Origin of the sequence: Methyloprofundus sp. (genome assembly GCF_965251085.1) — a bacterium.
Lineage (GTDB): Bacteria > Pseudomonadota > Gammaproteobacteria > Methylococcales > Methylomonadaceae > Methyloprofundus.
Genome location: NZ_OZ252594.1, coordinates 3442827 through 3461196, shown reverse-complemented (window position 1 = coordinate 3461196; position 18370 = coordinate 3442827). Strand labels below are relative to the sequence as shown.

Annotated in this window: 16 protein-coding genes and 1 pseudogene; 13 read left to right on the top strand and 4 right to left on the bottom strand. The window is 41.3% G+C overall.

All coding sequences use genetic code 11. The features are described 5' to 3' along the window. Positions 1-34: 34 nt before the first annotated feature. The 3 genes and pseudogenes from ACQY3F_RS16145 to ACQY3F_RS16135 form a co-directional block, all read left to right on the top strand. Positions 35-502, top strand: a complete 468-nt coding sequence (locus tag ACQY3F_RS16145) for a hypothetical protein (RefSeq protein WP_428355963.1) — start codon at positions 35-37, stop codon at positions 500-502. Between the two features lie 56 nt (positions 503-558). After that, positions 559-2124, top strand: coding sequence for an IS66 family transposase (gene tnpC / locus ACQY3F_RS16140; protein ID WP_428353782.1), 1566 nt, complete (start codon positions 559-561; stop codon positions 2122-2124). Further along, positions 2121-2822, top strand: a pseudogene (locus tag ACQY3F_RS16135) (ISAzo13-like element transposase-related protein); the annotation flags it as partial. The gene tnpC and the pseudogene ACQY3F_RS16135, both read left to right, overlap by 4 nt. Here ACQY3F_RS16135 and ACQY3F_RS16130 read toward each other — a convergent pair. From ACQY3F_RS16130 to ACQY3F_RS16120, 3 genes are all read right to left on the bottom strand, one after another. Beyond that, positions 2761-4521, bottom strand: coding sequence for an acetolactate synthase large subunit (locus tag ACQY3F_RS16130; RefSeq protein ID WP_428355961.1), 1761 nt, complete (start codon positions 4519-4521; stop codon positions 2761-2763). The pseudogene ACQY3F_RS16135 and the gene ACQY3F_RS16130 overlap by 62 nt on opposite strands. 405 nt (positions 4522-4926) lie before the next feature. Then, positions 4927-6288, bottom strand: a complete 1362-nt coding sequence (locus ACQY3F_RS16125; protein WP_428352976.1) for an IS1380 family transposase — start codon at positions 6286-6288, stop codon at positions 4927-4929. 21 nt (positions 6289-6309) lie between these two features. Beyond that, the gene (locus ACQY3F_RS16120; protein ID WP_428355959.1) at positions 6310-6747 is read right to left on the bottom strand and encodes a DUF6789 family protein; all 438 of its coding nucleotides are present in this window, start codon (positions 6745-6747) and stop codon (positions 6310-6312) included. 348 nt (positions 6748-7095) lie between these two features. Here ACQY3F_RS16120 and ACQY3F_RS16115 point away from each other — a divergent pair, with 348 nt between their 5' ends. The 10 genes from ACQY3F_RS16115 to ACQY3F_RS16070 all read left to right on the top strand — a co-directional run bounded on the left by ACQY3F_RS16115 (position 7096) and on the right by ACQY3F_RS16070 (position 17681). After that, positions 7096-7977 (top strand): LysR substrate-binding domain-containing protein, encoded by an 882-nt coding sequence (locus tag ACQY3F_RS16115; RefSeq protein WP_428355958.1) that lies wholly within the window; start codon positions 7096-7098, stop codon positions 7975-7977. A 172-nt stretch (positions 7978-8149) separates the two neighbouring features. Next, positions 8150-9613, top strand: coding sequence for a catalase (locus ACQY3F_RS16110; protein ID WP_428355956.1), 1464 nt, complete (start codon positions 8150-8152; stop codon positions 9611-9613). Positions 9614-9975: 362 nt separating this feature from the next. After that, complete coding sequence (locus ACQY3F_RS16105; protein ID WP_428355954.1) at positions 9976-10842, top strand: Druantia anti-phage system protein DruA; 867 nt, start codon at positions 9976-9978, stop codon at positions 10840-10842. A 146-nt stretch (positions 10843-10988) separates the two neighbouring features. After that, on the top strand, positions 10989-11453 hold the full coding sequence (locus ACQY3F_RS16100) for a hypothetical protein (RefSeq protein WP_428353027.1): 465 nt from the start codon (positions 10989-10991) through the stop codon (positions 11451-11453). 59 nt (positions 11454-11512) lie between these two features. After that, a complete protein-coding gene (locus ACQY3F_RS16095; protein WP_428354873.1) occupies positions 11513-13246 on the top strand; it encodes a putative transposase in 1734 nt (577 codons plus the stop codon). Continuing rightward, a complete protein-coding gene (hsdR, locus tag ACQY3F_RS16090) occupies positions 13231-15267 on the top strand; it encodes an EcoAI/FtnUII family type I restriction enzme subunit R (RefSeq protein WP_428357710.1) in 2037 nt (678 codons plus the stop codon). The genes ACQY3F_RS16095 and hsdR overlap by 16 nt, the downstream gene beginning before the upstream one ends. Before the next feature lie 422 nt (positions 15268-15689). Beyond that, complete coding sequence (locus ACQY3F_RS16085; RefSeq protein ID WP_428355952.1) at positions 15690-15926, top strand: antitoxin; 237 nt, start codon at positions 15690-15692, stop codon at positions 15924-15926. Further along, on the top strand, positions 15926-16339 hold the full coding sequence (locus tag ACQY3F_RS16080; protein ID WP_428355950.1) for a type II toxin-antitoxin system VapC family toxin: 414 nt from the start codon (positions 15926-15928) through the stop codon (positions 16337-16339). Before ACQY3F_RS16085 ends, ACQY3F_RS16080 begins: the two co-directional genes overlap by 1 nt. A gap of 343 nt (positions 16340-16682) precedes the next feature. Continuing rightward, the gene (locus tag ACQY3F_RS16075; protein ID WP_428355904.1) at positions 16683-17216 is read left to right on the top strand and encodes a YaeQ family protein; all 534 of its coding nucleotides are present in this window, start codon (positions 16683-16685) and stop codon (positions 17214-17216) included. Positions 17217-17225: 9 nt separating this feature from the next. Continuing rightward, entirely contained in the window at positions 17226-17681 is a 456-nt protein-coding gene (locus ACQY3F_RS16070; RefSeq protein ID WP_428355949.1) for a GNAT family N-acetyltransferase, read from the top strand. 288 nt (positions 17682-17969) lie between these two features. Here the strand turns inward: ACQY3F_RS16070 and ACQY3F_RS16065 are convergent, their stop codons facing one another. Then, positions 17970-18164, bottom strand: coding sequence for a hypothetical protein (locus ACQY3F_RS16065; RefSeq protein WP_428355948.1), 195 nt, complete (start codon positions 18162-18164; stop codon positions 17970-17972). Between the last annotated feature and the right edge of the window lie 206 nt (positions 18165-18370).

Genomic DNA, 18370 nt, shown 5'->3' with positions numbered 1-18370 from the left:
CTGAATTTATTCTCACACTAGGCAGATAAGCTTGTTGATATTAACAGATAGCATTATAGGTTGGATTATAAATACAGCCCATCGTTTAAAAGGCTCGGTACGTCGTATATTCATGGCTGAAACGGTGGAGCTACTAGGCTCAGGTGGTGCAAGTATTGCTGAAGAAAAACTAGGATGGAATAGAGGCACTATCCGAAAAGGACAATATGAACTTGAAACTCAGCCCATAGAAGATAATTTTTCAGCGAGAGGGCGTAATAAAAGTGAAGAGCATTTTCCTCATCTACTTGATGACATAAAAAAAATTGCTGAACCGGAGTGTCAAACGGATCCCTCTTTTAATTCCTGTCGATTATATACCCGGCTAACGGCTAAAGAAGTTAGAAAACGTTTACTGGAGATTGATTATTATGATGAAAAAACATTACCTTGCTCAAAAACTATCAATACAAAATTAAATGACCTGAGTTGTAAATATTCAGACCCCTACCGACAAACTTGACAACTAATTTAAAAAAGGCTTGTAACTTTATGATACCAAGAAGTATTATGTAGGCCATGCAATTAAGTAATCAGGATCTAAGCCAACTTGACGAAGAAGAGCTTCTAAATTTATCAGAAGAAGAGTTACGTCGTCTTTCAATAAGATTGCTTACAGATTTAAAGGAAGCTCGTGAACGGTTAAGCCAGAATTCCCATAATAGTTCTCGGCCTCCAAGCAGTGAAGCACCATGGGAAAGGGACACTCAAAAAGATTCCAGTAATGATTCCGAAGAGGAACAAGAAGCGACTTCAGATAAAAAAGAGTCATCTCCTACTGAAAAGCCCAATAAAACATCCAGACAGTCCCCGAAAAATGAAACAGAAGAACAACGAAAACCAGGGAAGCAACTTGGAGCCAAGGGTTTTGGGCGACAACAAAAAATAGTGATCACAGACTATCAGGAACATTTTCCTGAAATATGTGAATGCTGCCATCAACCATTAAATGACCATTTCAAAAAAGCATACACGGCTTTTGAAACCATTGATATCGTATGGTCTGATGAGAAAAATCCAGGCCTGAGGCTAACGAATACCAAGCATAGCTATTATGAAGTCACCTGTCACTGTGGACATATTACAATAAAAGAACCGCATCGTTCCAATTCCGATGGCACCTTGCAGGATATAAACTGTAGCCAATGGAGATTGGTAGGTCCGGGGCTTGCAGCATTAATTATATGCCTTACTTATCGCATGCGGCTTTCACGAGAACGTGTCCAAGAGTTTTTATGTGATTGGCTAGGGTTACAGATTAGTGTTGGCACGATTAACAATACATTACATGAAAGCGGCGCAGCAGCAATGCCTATAGAAGCTGAATTAGTAAAGGAAGTCGTAGAAAGTAATCTACTTCATGTTGATGAAACTTCCTGGATGGAACTCACCACTTTTTTATGGCTATGGGTTTTTAGTACAGATACCGTCACAGCCTACTGGATTTCAACTCGGTCATCAGAACTGATTGAAAACATCCTGGGTCAAGCATATTGCGGCTGGCTAATGAGTGATGGTTACCAGGTTTATCGAAAATACCTTAATCGAGCTCGTTGCTGGGCTCACCTGATTCGTAAGGCAAAAGGCTTAAAAGAGGGCTTAAATAAAGACTCTCAGCTATTTGGAGAACAAACACTCAAATTAATGAACATGCTTATGACAGCAATTCGTGAAGCACGGCACCACCCTCCAAACTCGCCACTGACGGAAATTTACCAAACGCAATTGATAGCCTATCGGCAACTGTGTGAACAAATGAAAGCATCAACACACACAAAGACCCATGCGCTAGCAACAGAAATGCTCAATGATTGGGAGGCTATCTTTCGGGTACTCGAATTCCCTCATTTACCCTTAACCAATAACGAAGCAGAACGTGCCTTACGGCACTGGGTTATATTAAGGCGAATCAGCTATGGAACACGAACTGAAGAAGGTTCATGTGTGTTTGCTATTTTGATTAGTGTCATCGAAACCTGTAGAAAAAGGCAGCAATCCCCATGGATATATTTAGCGGCCGTTATTCACAATCAGCGGGTAGGTGTTGCGGTTCCTAAGCTACCAATTGTTAAGGGGTCTGAATAATTACCCTGAGTTACCATCCAAAAAAGGTACAAAAAACAAAGCCTCATAAGAAAATCAAGGAAACGGATGCAATTTTTGAACAAGTTCATGCAGTCAATGGAATGGCAGATATCAACCCAAAAGAGATTCGTATATCAATTGATGCCAAAGCAAGAATGAATATAGGAAATTTTTCACGGGGAGGACGAAATCGGGTTTTAACAAAAGCAGAGGATCATGATTTAGATGTTAAGGAAAAGTTAACTCCTTTTGGTTTTTATCTGCCTGAACATGATGATTTTTTCCTTTTCTTTACAGCAGGCTATGCCAGCAGTGATTTCATCGTTGACCGATTGGAAGAAATTTGGCCAGAAATTCAAGAAAAATATGGAGTAGATATTCTGACAATTAACGCTGACAATGGTATGGAGAACAGTAGCTCCAGAACTCAGTTTATAAAAAGGCTTGTGGAGTTTGCTGAAAAAAGCAACATAAAGATAAAACTGGCCTACTACCCTCCTTATCATAGTAAATATAACCCAATTGAACGAGTATGGGGAGCCTATGAAAATCATATTAGTGGCGACATAATGGATACAGTTGAAACAACTTTAAAATTTGCCAAAAGTATGACCTACAATGGCAAAGCACCTATTGTTAAATTAACAGAAAAAATATATGAAACAGGAGTAAAGGTAGGTAAAAAAGCAATGAAGACGTATTATCAGTTTGTTGACCGAATGCCATCGTTGGAGAAATGGTTTTTGACCATTTCTCCTGGTTGTTCTGGATGATTATTTCTTTCCATCTCCCTAACTTCATATTCTCACTGTAATCCACTGGCACATCGATGATAACAACCGTATTTTGCGCAAATGCTTTCTCCAGAGTAGGAATTAACTCTTCTGTCTTTTCGACTCGGTAGCCTATCGCACCGAACGATTCGGCATATTTGACAAAATCAGGATTATTAAAGCTGATATTTCCGCTACGACCGAAGCGGCGTTGTTGATGCCACTTAATTAAACCGTATTCTTTGTCATGCCAAATCATCACGACTAAGGCGAGCTTATAGCGCAATGCCGTTTCAATTTCTTGAGAATTCATCAAAAACCCAGCATCTCCGGTAATGGCAAGGATTCTTTTGTTCGGATATGCCATCTTGGCAGCCAAAGCACCCGGTAAGGCAATCCCCATTGAGGCAAAGCCATTGGAAATAATGCAGGTATTCGGCTGTTCACAATGATACAGTCGGGCAATCCACATCTTGTGTGCTCCGACATCAGAAAGTAAAATATCCTCGTCGGCTAAAACTTGCCGAGTGTCATATAAAATACGCTGAGGTTTGATTGGAAAACTGTTGTCATCGCGATAAGCATCAATTTGTTCTTTAATGATCTCACGCAAGGACCCTGCATAAACCGACTCCTTAGCGGTCGCCTGTTTCGCTATTAACTCCAGAGATGTGCTGATTTCACCCAGTACCCCGACTTCCAGCTGATAAAACGCATCGACCTCTGCATACGTCTGATCGATATGGATAATTTTTTTATCGCCTTGAGGGTTCCATGATTTAGGGTGATATTCCACCATATCGAAACCGACACAAATCACCACATCGGCACGGTCAAAGCCGCAATTCACATAATCATGCGCCTGAAGACCGACAGTTCCAAGACTTAAGGGATGAGAAAATGGCACACAGCCCTTGGCCATAAAAGTGTGTGCAACGGGAATATTAAGCTTCTCAACAAAATTAACTAATGCATTGCAAGCATTTGCTCGAATCACTCCATTACCGACCATAATAATAGGAAACTGCGCCGAAGAAATAAGCTCAGCGGCTTGAGTGATTTTATTGGGTGCAGGGAATGGGGGGGTTGCGCTTTGTACTTTTAGCGGGGTTAAATTTTCTGCCACTTCCATTCCGGCAATATTCTCAGGAAAGCTTATAAATGCACCTCCCGGTTTTTCTGACTGCGCATCCTTAAAAGCCTTGCGCACTATTTCAGGCACAATGTCTGGCTGTACTATTTCGGCACTATATTTTGATATAGGTTCAAATAAATTGACCAGGTCAATCATTTGATGGCTTTCCTTATGCATACGTGCAGTAGAACCCTGCCCAGCAATGGCCACAATCGGTGCTCTATCCATATTGGCATCCGCATAACCGGTAATGAGATTGGTTGCGCCAGGACCGAGTGTTGCTAGACAGACACCCGCTCGGCCAGTGAGGCGACCATACACATCAGCCATAAACGCAGCCCCCTGCTCATGTCTAACGGTAATAAATTTTATTGAGCTATTGCGCAGAGCATCCATGACATGGAGGTTTTCCTCTCCGGGGATTCCAAAAATAAATTCGACACCTTCATTTTCGAGGCACTTAATTAATAATTCAGCAGCTGTTGGCATTATCATTCTCCACTTAGGGGTTGAATAAAAGTTGGTAGGTAGAAATAAATAGGTATTGTAATGATTTTGTTAAGAGGGTTAAAAATCAACATTAGCTATTAAGACGGGCTTTTTAACTGATCTACCCATTTATAAACAAGACCTAGCACAACACCCCATATAATATGTAACCTAAATCCTGCAAGCCCATATTTTGACTCTCATTAACCTGTCTAGCTAAGTGGTTATTAGGTTTTTACTGCCGCTTTGCCAGCCCTCTTTGTCCAACCGATCAAAATATCCAGATTTAAATCATAAATAGAGGAAATTTTTTGTATCGTATGGATATCCCCCGAGCCCAAGGCAATAAACACCCTGCCAACGTGCCATGACCTTTTAATCAAAGTGACTTAACTTCGGTTAATGTTAAGCGAGTAACCCCACCTTAACCCAATCATCCCATTCCTGTGGATAGAGCGGACCTGCAGGTGTTCTGACTCTCAGCTGATTATTGCCTGTGAGTAATTTTCCAGCCACCCGAATCAGATAAGTACGAAGTGTATCCGGCTCCCATTGGCACAACGTTTTGTTGCCACTCAATTGAGCCATCCAGCGCACGGTATTGTAGGCAAGAACGGCGCAATGAAATAATGCGGCATTAGCCAGAAATTGATTCGTTCTGATTTTACCTAAACCCATTTGTGATTTTGCTTCTTCAATCCATGTTTCGCACGTCGCTCGTTCACCATACTTCTTATGTGTTTGCCAAGGCGATAGAGGTTCAGTTGTTACATAACAAAAATAGTCATATTCTGCCGTATCCCAAAGCTCGGACTGAGGTCCTGTCACTTGTTTAGGTTGCTTTATCCTGACCGCGACAAACTGACGAGAGCGAGACCAGCCACCACAACGATATTGAAACTCGCTCTGCTCCCAACCGGGTCGGCCTTGTATGGCTGTCCAGGCCTGTTTGGCCAGCAATGCGTTCAAATTCTTAAGTTTAACCTTTATTAGATACCCATGCCCTCTGGTATCGAGAAATTCAAGCAAATCACCGACAAAATAACCACTGTCACCGCGAAAAATAATGCGCATCCGATTGGGCAAGTGTGCAAGTAACTGTTTGGTAAATTCTACAACACCATTGCTTGTAAAGGCATTGCCTGTCCGGAACCAGGCTTGTAAAATTTCTTTTGTTTCCGCTAGAAAAGCGAGTTGTGGATGGTATGAACGGGCACCTTTCTTTTTGGGGTTGAAGCCTTTGGCACTTCCTTCTTGTCGACCACAAACGGTGTCCACAGTTGAATCGACATCGACCCACTGGACGGATTGTATGCCAGTTTTCGATTTTCCGGAACGAAGCAATCGCCGCCAGTGTTGACCACGCAAAGTATGCGTGAGCGTTTCAAACTGGCTTATCTGCCTATCACTTACTTCTTTAAAGATCCGTAAAATTGTGGTTTCAACAGGAATCTTTATCCAGCCAGCTACTTTGCGCAGTACGCTATCTGCCCATACGGTCGTCACCTTTGCCATTGATGTTGCTCCCCCCATCATGCCAACCAACGTCAATAGAACCACATCAGATAAGTGATGGTCTGCATTTTCACCCCGCCGATGTGGAACGCTTTGTTTTACGGTTTTTTCAAAACCTATCCTGTCTAAATATTTCACGACGGGAATCAGTCCCGCCTGGCTTGTCAATCCATGTGCTGTAGATGTCATTTTTACCGTTCGGGTACGGTTTCTTACGTGAGATGAGGATTTTGATACTTTAGAGGGCTTCATTAAAACAATGAGATAGTGAAATCAGGAAAATGATATTATATCATTGTTTAATAAGGAGTTTTGTGGATTATTATGTATAATGCTTGCAGGATTTAGGTGTAACATCAATGTTGCTACTGGTGCCATCATGCCAATATTTAGACCAAACAGACCCTCACCAGCCATTGGCATTGGTCCGATCATCATAATTAACCATGCAACGATGGAAAAAAGAATGGCACTGCTGATTACCCCCCCGGGAAGTTTATTAACTAGCAGTGCAAATAATATGCCCCACACAAATGTGCCGATCATAAAATGTGCGACCCAACCCATGAAAGGTGATGTATTCATCATGCCGGCCAGCATTTTGATCGCGTTGAGTTCTGGCATCACCCCCATTTTAGTCTTAATGACCATAATAATTGACAATGCTATGGTGGCTACAAAGCCTGATATTATGCCTGCTTTGATATTCATACGGGTATCCCCTGTTGTTGCCGGATTGTTGTCCAGCTGTTTAAGTTACCCCTTAGATGCCAGAATAGTCGATAAGGTTACAGTGGATGTTGAATGTTTTTTTGAATTGCTTGGTTTGGCGACCTGGCTTGGTGAGTTACCTTAGGTTCAACTAATAAGTGCAATTCATTTTTATGGGACTGAGAGGGTCAGCTGATGTATATAGTTCAGGATTTTTCATAACGACCTCCAAAGAACTGCTTGTTTACGACTTAATTTCTATGGTTGATATGTTATCGATTGATTGTATCAATGTATAATTGATTGTTCTTATGTTATCAATTGATACAGCCTATACATGGAGAGCTTATGAATCTAAGAGATTTAAGTTATTTGGTGGCAGTAGCAGATTTGCATAGCTTTGTGCAAGCAGCTGAACAATGCTGTATTAGCCAACCTACACTGAGTACGCAAATTAAGAAATTGGAAGAAAATCTGAACATCCAGATTTTTGAGCGGAGCAATAAAAAAGTATTAACAACTGAGTTAGGTGAACAGATTATTTCATCAGCCCGACGCGTGTTATTGGAAATTGATCATTTGGAGGAATTAGCCAGAAATGCACAGAACCCCTTTGCAGGTAATTTCAGGCTGGCGGCAATTCCTACACTTTCACCTTATATTTTCCCTAGCCTGGTCCCGCACATCAAAAAGGCGCTGCCTGAATTGCAACTCATTCTGATCGAAGAAAAAACAGATGAATTGATTATACAACTGAAACAAGGTCAAATTGATGCTGCTCTACTGACGTTACCAATAAAGGAAGACTTTCTGACCAGTGAAAAACTGTTTGATGATGAGTTCCAACTGGCTGTGGCAGTAGATAATCCCTTAGTAGGAAAAGCCATTATTAGGCCAGAAGATCTACTACATCAGCAAATATTATTGCTTGATGAAGGCCATTGTCTACGCGACCAGGCATTGCAGATTTGCCAATTGCAAGGAGCCGAAGAACAGCAGAATGTCAGAGCAACAGGACTGGAAACACTCAGACAAATGGTTCGAGCGGGTACAGGAATTACCTTTATGCCCAAAATTGCAATCAATGAAGCTGAGACAGGCATTAGTTATATTCCTTTCACAGAACCGGTTCCCAGTCGTAGCATCGGATTAGTCTGGAGAAAAACAAGTGTTAGGACGGAGCTAATGGTAAAGATTGTTGAGCTTATCGCCATATCTATAGAGCATTAACAAATATAAGCAGATAGGCTATGCGATTAGAGGTAGATCATTTATTTATAGAGCCCATCAATCGAAATAATATAAACAATCAATTATACAAATCTTTATCGTTTGTATAATCTAGATCACGAAAGCATACTAAAATTTGCTTATTGTTCAATTGCAATTGGGAGTACGAATAATGAATAAACCAACTTTAACAACTGCGACAGGTTCACCTGTCGCAGATGATGACAACAGCATTAGTATTGGAGATCGTGGTGCTTTAACTTTCGATAATCACTATACCTTCGAAAAACTAGCGCATTTAAATCGGGAAAGAATTCCAGAACGTGTTGTGCATGCCAGAGGCACCGGCGCTTATGGCACATTTACAGTCAGCAAATCATTAAGCGATTATACGATCGCGAGTTTCCTACAGGATGAAGAAAAGCAAACTGAAGTTTTTGTTCGTTTTTCTACCGTGGGTGGTGGACAGGATTCCAGTGATTATGCCCGTGATCCCCGAGGCTTTGCGATCAAGTTTTATACCGAACAGGGTAACTACGACATGGTCGGTAATAATACCCCAGTGTTCTTTTTGCGCGATCCGATCAAATTCCCGGATTTTGTGCATTCTCAGAAAAAAAATCCAAGAACCAACTTGCCTGATCCAGCGGCTATGTTTGAATTCTGGGCAAATCACCCTCAATCGTTACATCAAATGACCATATTGATGTCAGACAGAGGCATTCCAGCCACGCTTCGACACATGCATGGTTTTGGTTCACATACTTTTAGTTTCTGGAATGATAAAGGTGAACGTTTCTGGATGAAATGGCACTTTAAATCTAATCAGGGTATCAAGTGCTTGACCAATGAAGAGGCTGCACAAGCATCGCCTTTTGGTGCGCAACAAGATCTGGTTGAAGCAATTGATCGGGGTGATTTTCCAAGCTGGACAGCCAAGATTCAGATCATGACTGAGGAAGAAGCAAAGAATTATCACATTAATCCCTTTGATCTAACTAAAATCTGGCCTCATGCTGATTTCCCTTTAATTGAGGTCGGCCAACTTGAATTGAACCGCAATGTTGAAAATTATTTTGCCGAAACAGAACAAGCTTGTTTTGCACCCAGTAACTTGGTGCCCGGTATCGGTGCATCACCTGATAAAATGCTGCAAGGTCGTTTATTAGCCTATCAGGATGCCCATCGTTACCGTGTTGGCGTTAATGCAAATCAACTACCCGTTAATGCGGCAAAATGTCCGGTGAATCATTATCAAAGAGACGGTGCAATGGCTGGTTGTCCTGTACACGGCCAAAGCAGCATTCAAAGTTCAGAGGTTAATTTTTATCCTAATGATCAGATCAATGAAGGCGCACCAGTTCCCCAGCCATCAGTTGCAGAACCACCTATGCCAATACTGGAAAATGCATGGATTAAACGGCATGGAGTAGCGAATGATGAAGATCACTATAGCCAGGCGGGTGATTTATTCCGTCTGATGAATGAATCACAAAAACAACAGCTAACCACAACGATTGCTGAAGGTTTGGTGCAAGCGGAAGCATCAGTTCAGCAACGAATGCTTGAACAATTTAAAAAGATAGATCCTGATTATGCTAATCGTATTGCTGCTAATATGCGCACGTTAGGATAAAAAACATAATAAAGAAGTTTGGCTACCTATTTAAGCTGGGAGAGAGCACGACTAGTGTCTCGTATTAAGTTCGTAGCCAGAAGTTTTAACCTTGGCCTTTTCCTAACTGATGGGTATCGCTTTGAGTCTGTATCTGTATCAGATTTCAAATTCCATTAGAAATTGATATCTAATGGTGAGCTCGGTTTTACCCATTTCTCTGAAATGCGCCTTAATCTTAATATAGATACTAACGTACGTTTTCGTACCACGGCTAATTTGTTCTAGCTATAAAGGGTAAGCATGGTAATGAGTTACACCCCAAGATGGACAAACCCATGAAAAGCATGTATAGTTTCTATCCAGTTTCTTGAGATAAAACGATGCAACTCAACCAAATATCAGTCAGGCCCATTTTAAAGCAAGAAGAACCAAAATATCAGGATTTGATGGAGGCCCAGCATTACTTAGGTGCTATTCCAAAAATTGGTGAAACCCTTTGGTATGTGGCCTATTCTGAAACAGAATGGATTGCACTGATCAGCTTTTCGGCCGCCGCATTAAAGTGTGCGGCTCGTGATAGCTGGATAGGATGGAGTTATCGCCACCAAACGGGCCGCTTAAAACTGATTGCCAACAACAGCCGTTTTTTGATATTACCGACGAGGCATGATAAAAACCTAGGATCACGCCTCCTTTCACTGTGCCTTAAACGCTTATCCAATGATTGGGTTGAAAAGTATGGACACCCTATTTTGTTGGTCGAGACCTTTGTCGATCCAAAGCGATTTCATGGAGGTGTTTATCGAGCCAGTAACTGGCAGGCTATTGGTTACACGAAAGGGTTTCGCAGGGTAACAGACGGTTACTCTGCTCAAACAGAGCACAAAAAGCTGATTTTCGTTAAGCCACTTCATCGTCGAGCACAATCTGTTTTATCTCACACTATATTAAGTCATCATTTTTTATTAGGTGAGGTAAAAATGAAAATAACGCGTCATCAAATGCGTTCATTACCGGATTTCTTCAAGGAAATTAATGATCCCCGTAGAGCCCAAGGGCGACGCCATAGAATACAGACTGTTCTGGGAATAGCCGCTGGAGCTGTGTTATGCGGCATGAGGAGCTATGAATCTATTTTTGACTGGGCTGAAAGCTTATCTCAAAAGTCCAGAGCGCATTTTCGTTGCCGTTATGATAAAGGCCGTTATGTGATTCCAAGCCTCAGACATCTTGATTCGCTATCCTGAAAGAAATCCATTAAAACTTAAACTAGGCAATATAATTAAAGGGTTAGGGAATTATTGTCAAATGATTGATATTTTCAGCTAAAGAAATGAAAATGGTACTCATTTAGGTTAAACTAAGCCCTCATATCATACGAGGTATTCAATTAATGCAGCAACTCATGCTCCCAATAATTCCTCAGGGTACGACTATTATAAATGGTCAGGTCAGTGTTGATAACCGAAATGATGAGTGGTTTTATTTCCTCGGCGGTATCCCGATCTATTCTCACCAGGCTGACAATAAGAGATTATTTAGACTTCACACCTCTCAACTCATCAATACCGGTTCCTGTCGTTCAATCGATATTATTACAACCTTTGGTGTCTCTAAAAGTAGTGTTATGCGCTCATTAAGGCAACTACGAGAAAAAGGGGCTGATTCGTTTTTTGAACCTCGCCCGACTCGCAAGGGAGGACCACTCTTTACGCTTGAGGTTTTGCAGCAAGCTCAGGAATATCTGGATCAAGGTATGACGCCTAACGAAGCCGCTAAAGAATTAGGCATCCGGGCAGATACCTTTCGCAAGGCGATCAGTGATGGACGTTTAAAAAAAAGTCTGCCGCATCAATAGACCCCAATGATGGCAGTACCAAATCAGCCCGTGATATTATAGATGCCAATGCAGCCGATGTGCTTGGTACGGCCTGCACTCGAGTAGAAGAGCGAATCCAGGCTGCTTTGGGTGAGCAGGAAAAGGGAGCCTCAATCGAATTCGAATCCTGTTTAGATGTTCCTAAAGGCGGTGTGTTATGTGCATTGCCCGCGTTACTTGGCAATGGCTTATTAAATGACATTGAGCGCCACCTGGGCAAACTGACAGGTTACTATCAAACCTTTCATATTCTATTGCTACTCGCCTTTATGGGGCTATGTCGCATCAAAAATGCTGAACAACTTCGCGAGCATGCACCGGGTGAATTCGGAAAACTACTTGGCCTGGATCGGGCTCCCGAAGTGCGTTGTTTAAGATCCAAAGTAAAAGGACTGGCTGAACCAAAATCAGTCGAAAGCTGGGCGGCCGACCTCAGTCGACAATGGATGGAAAATGAACCAGAGGCAGCAGGAACACTCTACATAGATGGTCATGTCCGTGTCTATCATGGACACTTGACTAAACTTCCCAAACGGCATGTTTCACGCGAAAAACTCTGCTTACGGGGTATCACCGACTACTGGGTTAATGATGGTACGGGGCGTCCCTTCTTTGTCGTTGAAAAAACGGTGGATCCGGGCTTACTAAAAACGCTGGAAGAAGATATCGTCCCCCGATTACTCAAAGACATTCCGAATCAACCGAGTGCACAAGCATTACAGCAAAACAAACAAGCCTGTCGTTTTATCCTGGTGTTTGATAGAGAAGGCTATAGCCCCGCATTCTTTAGAAAGATGTGGGACAAGCATCGTGTCGCTTGCATGACCTATCATAAATTTCCCACCGAAAATTGGCCACTGGACAATTTTTCCAGTCAGGAGATCACACTACCGAGTGGTGAAAAAGTCATCATGAAACTCGCCGAACGAGGCAGTCTGGTTGGAACCAAAAAACAGGCGATGTGGATGAGAGAAGTGCGCAAGTTGACTGATTCTGGTCACCAAACCAGTATTATTACCACAGCCTATGAACTAGAGTTGACGGCTGTTTCTGGGCGAATGTTTAGCCGGTGGTGCCAAGAGAACTTTTTTAGATATATGAAGCACCACTATGGGCTAGATATGCTACAGGAGTATGGAATAGAGCCACTATCCGATACCCAAAAGGTGGTCAACCCTGATAGGCGCCAACAGGAAGGACAGCGTAATTCGATACAATCCAAACTCAATTACCGTCTATCTCGATTTGCAGCGATGGAACTTCATCCGGTGATTAAAAAAGATGAAACGGAAGATGTGAAATACAAGAAATGGGAAAGAAAACGAGCAGAATTACTCGAAGAAATAGAGCATTATGAAAATGAACTAAAAACCATCAAGGAAAAACTAAGCCAAACGCCCAAACACATTACCTGGCAAGAGTTGAGAGACGAAGATAAGTTCGAACAGCTTCTGCCAGGGAAAAAGCGGCTGATAGATACTGTCAACATGATCGCTTATCGGGCAGAAACAGCAATGGCCGCTCTGCTAACCTCACCGACAATCGACTTTCCGATGGCAAGGCAACTATTACAAACGCTGTTTGTGACAGAAGCAGATATATTACCCGATGAAGTAAAAAAACAACTTCGGATACGTGTGCATAGTACTTCCCGACCTGCAAGTAATAAAGCAATAGAAAAGTTATTTGAACAACTCAATCAAACGGAACTCAATTATCCAGGAACCGATCTGCGCTTAATTTATGAGCTGACTTCATCCGCAAAAAATTAGGAAATGGTCTCAAATTAGTTTCGTCTGAATCAAGATGTCTGAGCATCCCTTTTGAAGATAAGGGTGGCACATGGGAAGCGCGTTATTATCAACATAATGCGATTAATCAAGCCTTAGAATCTATAGCTTCAGGTAAAAACCGTATTCTATTAACACTGGCAACAGGGACAGGTAAGACTTTTATCGCTTTTCAGTTAGCGTGGAAGCTGTTTCAAAGTCGCTGGAATTTAAAAGACTGGAATAGTGGAACAGAACCCAGTCGCAGACCGCGTATTCTATTTTTAGCTGACCGAAATATATTAGCCGACCAGGCTTACAATTCATTTTCTGCCTTTCCAGAAGATGCTTTGATTCGTATATCACCCGAAACCATCCGTGAAAAAGGCAGAGTCCCCAAGAACGGTAATATCTTCTTTACCATTTTCCAGTCTTTTATGTCGGGTAAAGATGAAGAAGGCAACCCAGCACCCAGCTTCAGTGGTTACCCTAAAGACTTCTTTGATTTTATTATCATTGACGAATGCCATCGGGGTGGCGCCAATGATGAAAGCAACTGGCGTGGCGTTTTGGAATATTTTTCACCTGCTATTCAGTTAGGCTTAACAGCCACGCCTAAACGTAAAGGCAATGTTGATACTTATGCCTATTTTGGCGAACCTGTTTATATTTATTCGCTGAAAGAAGGTATTAACGATGGTTACCTAACACCCTTCAGAGTGCGACAGTTTGCAACGACCATGGATGACTATACCTACACCTCAGATGATGTGGTTGTGGGAGGCGAAGTTGAAGAAGGTAAGCGTTATGTCGAAGATGAATTTAATCGTCTTATCATTATTCCAGAACGTGAAGCGTACCGGGTTAAAGCCTTTATGGATTTAATAGACCAGAAACAAAAGACCCTGGTTTTTTGTGCAACACAGAAACATGCGTTGATGGTACGCGACGCGATTAATCAAGCTAAGCAAAGTGATAGTCCTAATTATTGCGTTCGTGTAACGGCAGATGATGGTAAAGAAGGTGAACGCTGGTTGCGTGTGTTTCAGGATAATGAAAAAACAATTCCTACTATTCTAACTACGTCAAAGAAACTTTCAACGGGAGTGGACGCACGTAATGTACGTAATATTATTCTGATGCGACCCATTAATTCGATGATTGAATTTAAGCAGATTGTCGGCAGAGGAACACGTTTGTTTGATGGTAAAGACTACTTTACGATTTATGACTTTGTTAAGGCGTATGAACATTTTAATGATGATGAATGGGATGGTGAGCCTTTAGAACCTGAGTTATGCAAACACTGTGGTAAAAGCCCCTGCGTTTGTGTGAATGAGCCGCCTCCTATATGTTACCTGTGTGGGAAACAGCCTTGTATCTGTGAAAAGCCATTACCTGAAGCTTGTTTTGAATGTGGTCAGAGCCCTTGCATTTGTGAGAAAAAGGTAAAGGTAGAAATTAAATTAGCCGATGGCAAAGCCCGCAAGATAAGGCATATTGATACTATGTCATTCTGGGCGGCAGATGGTAAGCCGATTTCTGCTGCTGAGTTTATTAAAAATCTATACGGTGAATTACCTGATTTATTTAAAGATGAAGACGAGTTAAGAGTCTTATGGGGTAAGCCTGATACCCGTAAAGCATTATTAGCAGGTCTGGAAGATAAAGGTTTTGGTCGTGAACAGCTGGACGATGTTAAACAGATGATTGATGCTGAAAATAGTGATGTGTTTGATGTATTGTCCTACATTGCGTTTGCATCAGACCCGATAAGCCGAGAAGAACGGGTAAATAACCATAAGCCAATCATATTTAAACATTATGCAGACCCGCAGCAACAGTTCTTAGCTTTTGTTTTAGACCATTATATTTCAGATGGTGTTGGTGAACTGGATTTGGAGAAATTACCTGATTTAATAAAAGCGAAATATCAGACTGTAAGAGATATTCCTGCTGAACTTGGCAGTGTTGCTGAAATACGTGATGTATTTGTTGGGTTTCAAGAGCATTTGTATCGTTAATTGTTGTCCTTCTTGAGATGAAGGAACAATTAAGCGTTTGTGACAGGGCTAATGCGACCTTAAAAAGTATACAGAAAGAATAGAATTAAACTTTCAATCTAGCTCAAACATATAAATCCAATCGCCTAATTCGGTACTGGCTTCATTGTCTGAGTGTTGGGAAGGCGAGCCTTTAGAGACTATGAAAGTATTCGTTTTTATCTATAAAAAATGCAGTTATGTAGGCTGGGTTGAGGTAACGAAACCCAGATTCAATAACTTAACTCACTTTTATTGCTGGGTTTCGTACCTCAACCCAGCCTACACTGAATAGGTTCACAGCCTCTTTAGAGCAGGCGCCGCAAGTTTAATGGTACCGGGTTGACAAGCCTATTTAGGTGGCCTATGCTTTGGCATAGGCTGTTATTTTAGGGGTGAAAAAAATGCACGGTGAACGACATGTTAGTTTATTTAGAAATGGCCGTAATCAGGCCATACGGATTCCCAGAGAATTTGAATTAGAGGGTACAGAAGCCATTATTTACAAAGAGGGGGATAAGTTAATTATTGAGCCTATCAGGAAAAAAAGCTTGACTGCCGTGTTAGCGACTTTATCCCCTGTTGCTGAAGATTTTCCTGAGTTTATTGATTTACCCATAGAGCCTGAAGATATTTTCTGATGGCTGAGTATCGTTATTTACTGGATACCAATATTCTTTCTGACTTAATTAAGAACCCGGCGGGCAGGGTTGCAGAAAAAATCAACGTATTGGGTGTGGAAGATGATTGTTGTACCAGTATTATCGTAGCGTGTGAGTTACGCTATGGTGCTGCTAAAAAACAATCCGCTAAATTATCATTCAATATTGAGCAGGTTTTAAACAGTTTACCCATATTGGCATTAGAAGCGTCGGTTGATGAGGTTTATGCTGCTATTCGAGTGAATCTTGAAAAACGGGATTTAATCATTGGTCAGCATGATTTATTGATTGCCGCTCATGCTCAATCTTTAGGTCTAACCGTTGTCACGGCGAATGAGCGTGAATTTAGGCGGGTTGAAAATTTAACAGTAGAAAACTGGCTTCAAGTCTGAGTACACGGAAATCGAACAGTTTTTTTTATAGCTTTTAATTTATAAATTATTGATTGATATATTATAAATATGTGTGTTTAGCGCTAGATGGTAAGGCACCTGGAAATAAATAAGCGTCCAATATTTGGGCCGGATTTTTGTTTGTCATTAGTGCTATAGCAATAGGCGCATAACTGGATGATTATTTGTTTCCAGGTGCCTACGCTTCTAAAAGATATTTATAATGATGTTTATAGTGATCAGGATGACTCTTAATAGTGTGTAACAAAGCTATTAATATTGTTCAGTAGTAAAATACAGTTTCCTACTTGAATTCAGTCAATTTATACAGATATTCGCAGATATGGCTATTAGCTCAACAATCAATAAAGTTTCGCTTAATATTGCAGATATGGATAGGCATTATTATCACAGTCATGAATTAACTGTGGCACAACACCCGTCTGAAACAGAAATTCGCTTTATGATACGGCTAATAGCGTTTATGGCAAATGCTGGTGAACAGCTTTGTTTTACAAAAGGATTAAGTAGCGATGATGAACCTGAACTCTGGCAAAAGTCGCTCACTGATGATATTGAGCTATGGATTGATTTAGGCCAGCCTGATGAAAAAAGGATTCGTAAGGCGTGTGGGCGTGCTCAGCAAGTCATTATCTACACTTATGATGAGCGTAAGGCAAAGGTCTGGTGGGAACAACAGCAAGATAAATTACAACGCTTTAGCAATCTTAAAGTTGTACATGTTAACGCAAAGGGTGTGGACTGCATGGTAAAACGTACGATGCAATTGCAATGCAATATTCAGGATGGAGACGTCTATTTAAATGATGATAGTTCTAGCCATAGCATTACGCTGGACAGACTTTTTGGTTATTGAGTATGCGCAATGATTAAATGGCAATGGTCATTATTTGATGAACTTTCCTTGCACGACTTATACGAAGTCTTAAAAGTACGCCAGGCTGTATTTGTGGTTGAGCAGGGTTGTGCTTACCAGGATGTCGATGAACTGGATCAAGTTGCGTGGCACTTAATTGGATGGCATGAGGATGCAGGTTTTAAAAAAATTGTTGCCTATTTGCGGGTAGTCTATCCTGAAGAAAAATTTTCAGAGCCATCCATTGGTCGAGTCCTTGTTACACCTGAATTACGCAAATCAGGTTTAGGAAAAAAGCTTATTGCTGAAGCAATAGTCCGCATTTCTGATGAGTATCCAGATTCAGCTATTAGAATTTCTGCGCAGAAGTATTTGGAAGTGTTTTACTCAGACTTTGGCTTTACAACTGTTTCTAGTATCTATAAAGAAGATGGGATCCCGCATATTGAAATGTTAAGGTCTTGAGTAGCTCTCTTTGGTTACAAATTTCAGCGACCACCTGGTCATTTCATAAGTCTCGAATTCATTTATTTTCCATTCGCAAGGTTAAAACCTTCGCCTTTCAAGCGAACAGATTTATTCAAATGTTTTACTTAAGAATTAACATAATTATACCCGAAACTTTGTGTAGCCTGCATGAAACTTGCGTAATGCAGGAATAGCAGTGCATCCACTTTCCCGTATTCCGCAAGCTTCATACAGACCACATTCTGATGATTTTAAAATAGAATAGGGTGAGCCTAAATAACAGGGCTATTCGCCCTGTATCCCGACTTTCAGTCGCCAAGCTTTCAAACCTACCCGTCTTTCAGCGGGTGGTTGTTTAGTGGCTACTTCAGAAATGCAGGTTTGTTTGGTTTTGTTATCGTCAGGTTTTTTAACGGTTGAAGCGCACCCCGTCAAGGTTGCTGCAATAAAAAGTGTGAATGCAGCAGGTATTTTAGGCATCTTTAGACTCCTGTTAGTTTTTCATTAGTTTGCCTATTTGGTGAGCTGCGTTCAACAATAAACCCTTTTTACATTTAAGAGGGTTTATTGTTGAAGATTCTTAGTCTTTGTTAATGGATGCCAAAAATTATCCCCAAAATCCTTGGCTAAACTGTATCAGCGGTAGCGCTGGCAAATAGAGATGGGTTATAGATCAATAAAAACAC

Coding starts and splice junctions, on each gene's coding strand:
- tnpC (WP_428353782.1), top strand. CDS start 559: ATGCAATTAAGTAATCAGGATCTAAGCCAACTTGACGAAGAAGAGCTT.
- ACQY3F_RS16130 (WP_428355961.1), bottom strand. CDS start 4,521: ATGCCAACAGCTGCTGAATTATTAATTAAGTGCCTCGAAAATGAAGGT.
- ACQY3F_RS16125 (WP_428352976.1), bottom strand. CDS start 6,288: ATGAAGCCCTCTAAAGTATCAAAATCCTCATCTCACGTAAGAAACCGT.
- ACQY3F_RS16120 (WP_428355959.1), bottom strand. CDS start 6,747: ATGAATATCAAAGCAGGCATAATATCAGGCTTTGTAGCCACCATAGCA.
- ACQY3F_RS16115 (WP_428355958.1), top strand. CDS start 7,096: ATGAATCTAAGAGATTTAAGTTATTTGGTGGCAGTAGCAGATTTGCAT.
- ACQY3F_RS16110 (WP_428355956.1), top strand. CDS start 8,150: ATGAATAAACCAACTTTAACAACTGCGACAGGTTCACCTGTCGCAGAT.
- ACQY3F_RS16105 (WP_428355954.1), top strand. CDS start 9,976: ATGCAACTCAACCAAATATCAGTCAGGCCCATTTTAAAGCAAGAAGAA.
- ACQY3F_RS16100 (WP_428353027.1), top strand. CDS start 10,989: ATGCAGCAACTCATGCTCCCAATAATTCCTCAGGGTACGACTATTATA.
- ACQY3F_RS16085 (WP_428355952.1), top strand. CDS start 15,690: ATGCACGGTGAACGACATGTTAGTTTATTTAGAAATGGCCGTAATCAG.
- ACQY3F_RS16080 (WP_428355950.1), top strand. CDS start 15,926: ATGGCTGAGTATCGTTATTTACTGGATACCAATATTCTTTCTGACTTA.
- ACQY3F_RS16075 (WP_428355904.1), top strand. CDS start 16,683: ATGGCTATTAGCTCAACAATCAATAAAGTTTCGCTTAATATTGCAGAT.
- ACQY3F_RS16070 (WP_428355949.1), top strand. CDS start 17,226: ATGATTAAATGGCAATGGTCATTATTTGATGAACTTTCCTTGCACGAC.
- ACQY3F_RS16065 (WP_428355948.1), bottom strand. CDS start 18,164: ATGCCTAAAATACCTGCTGCATTCACACTTTTTATTGCAGCAACCTTG.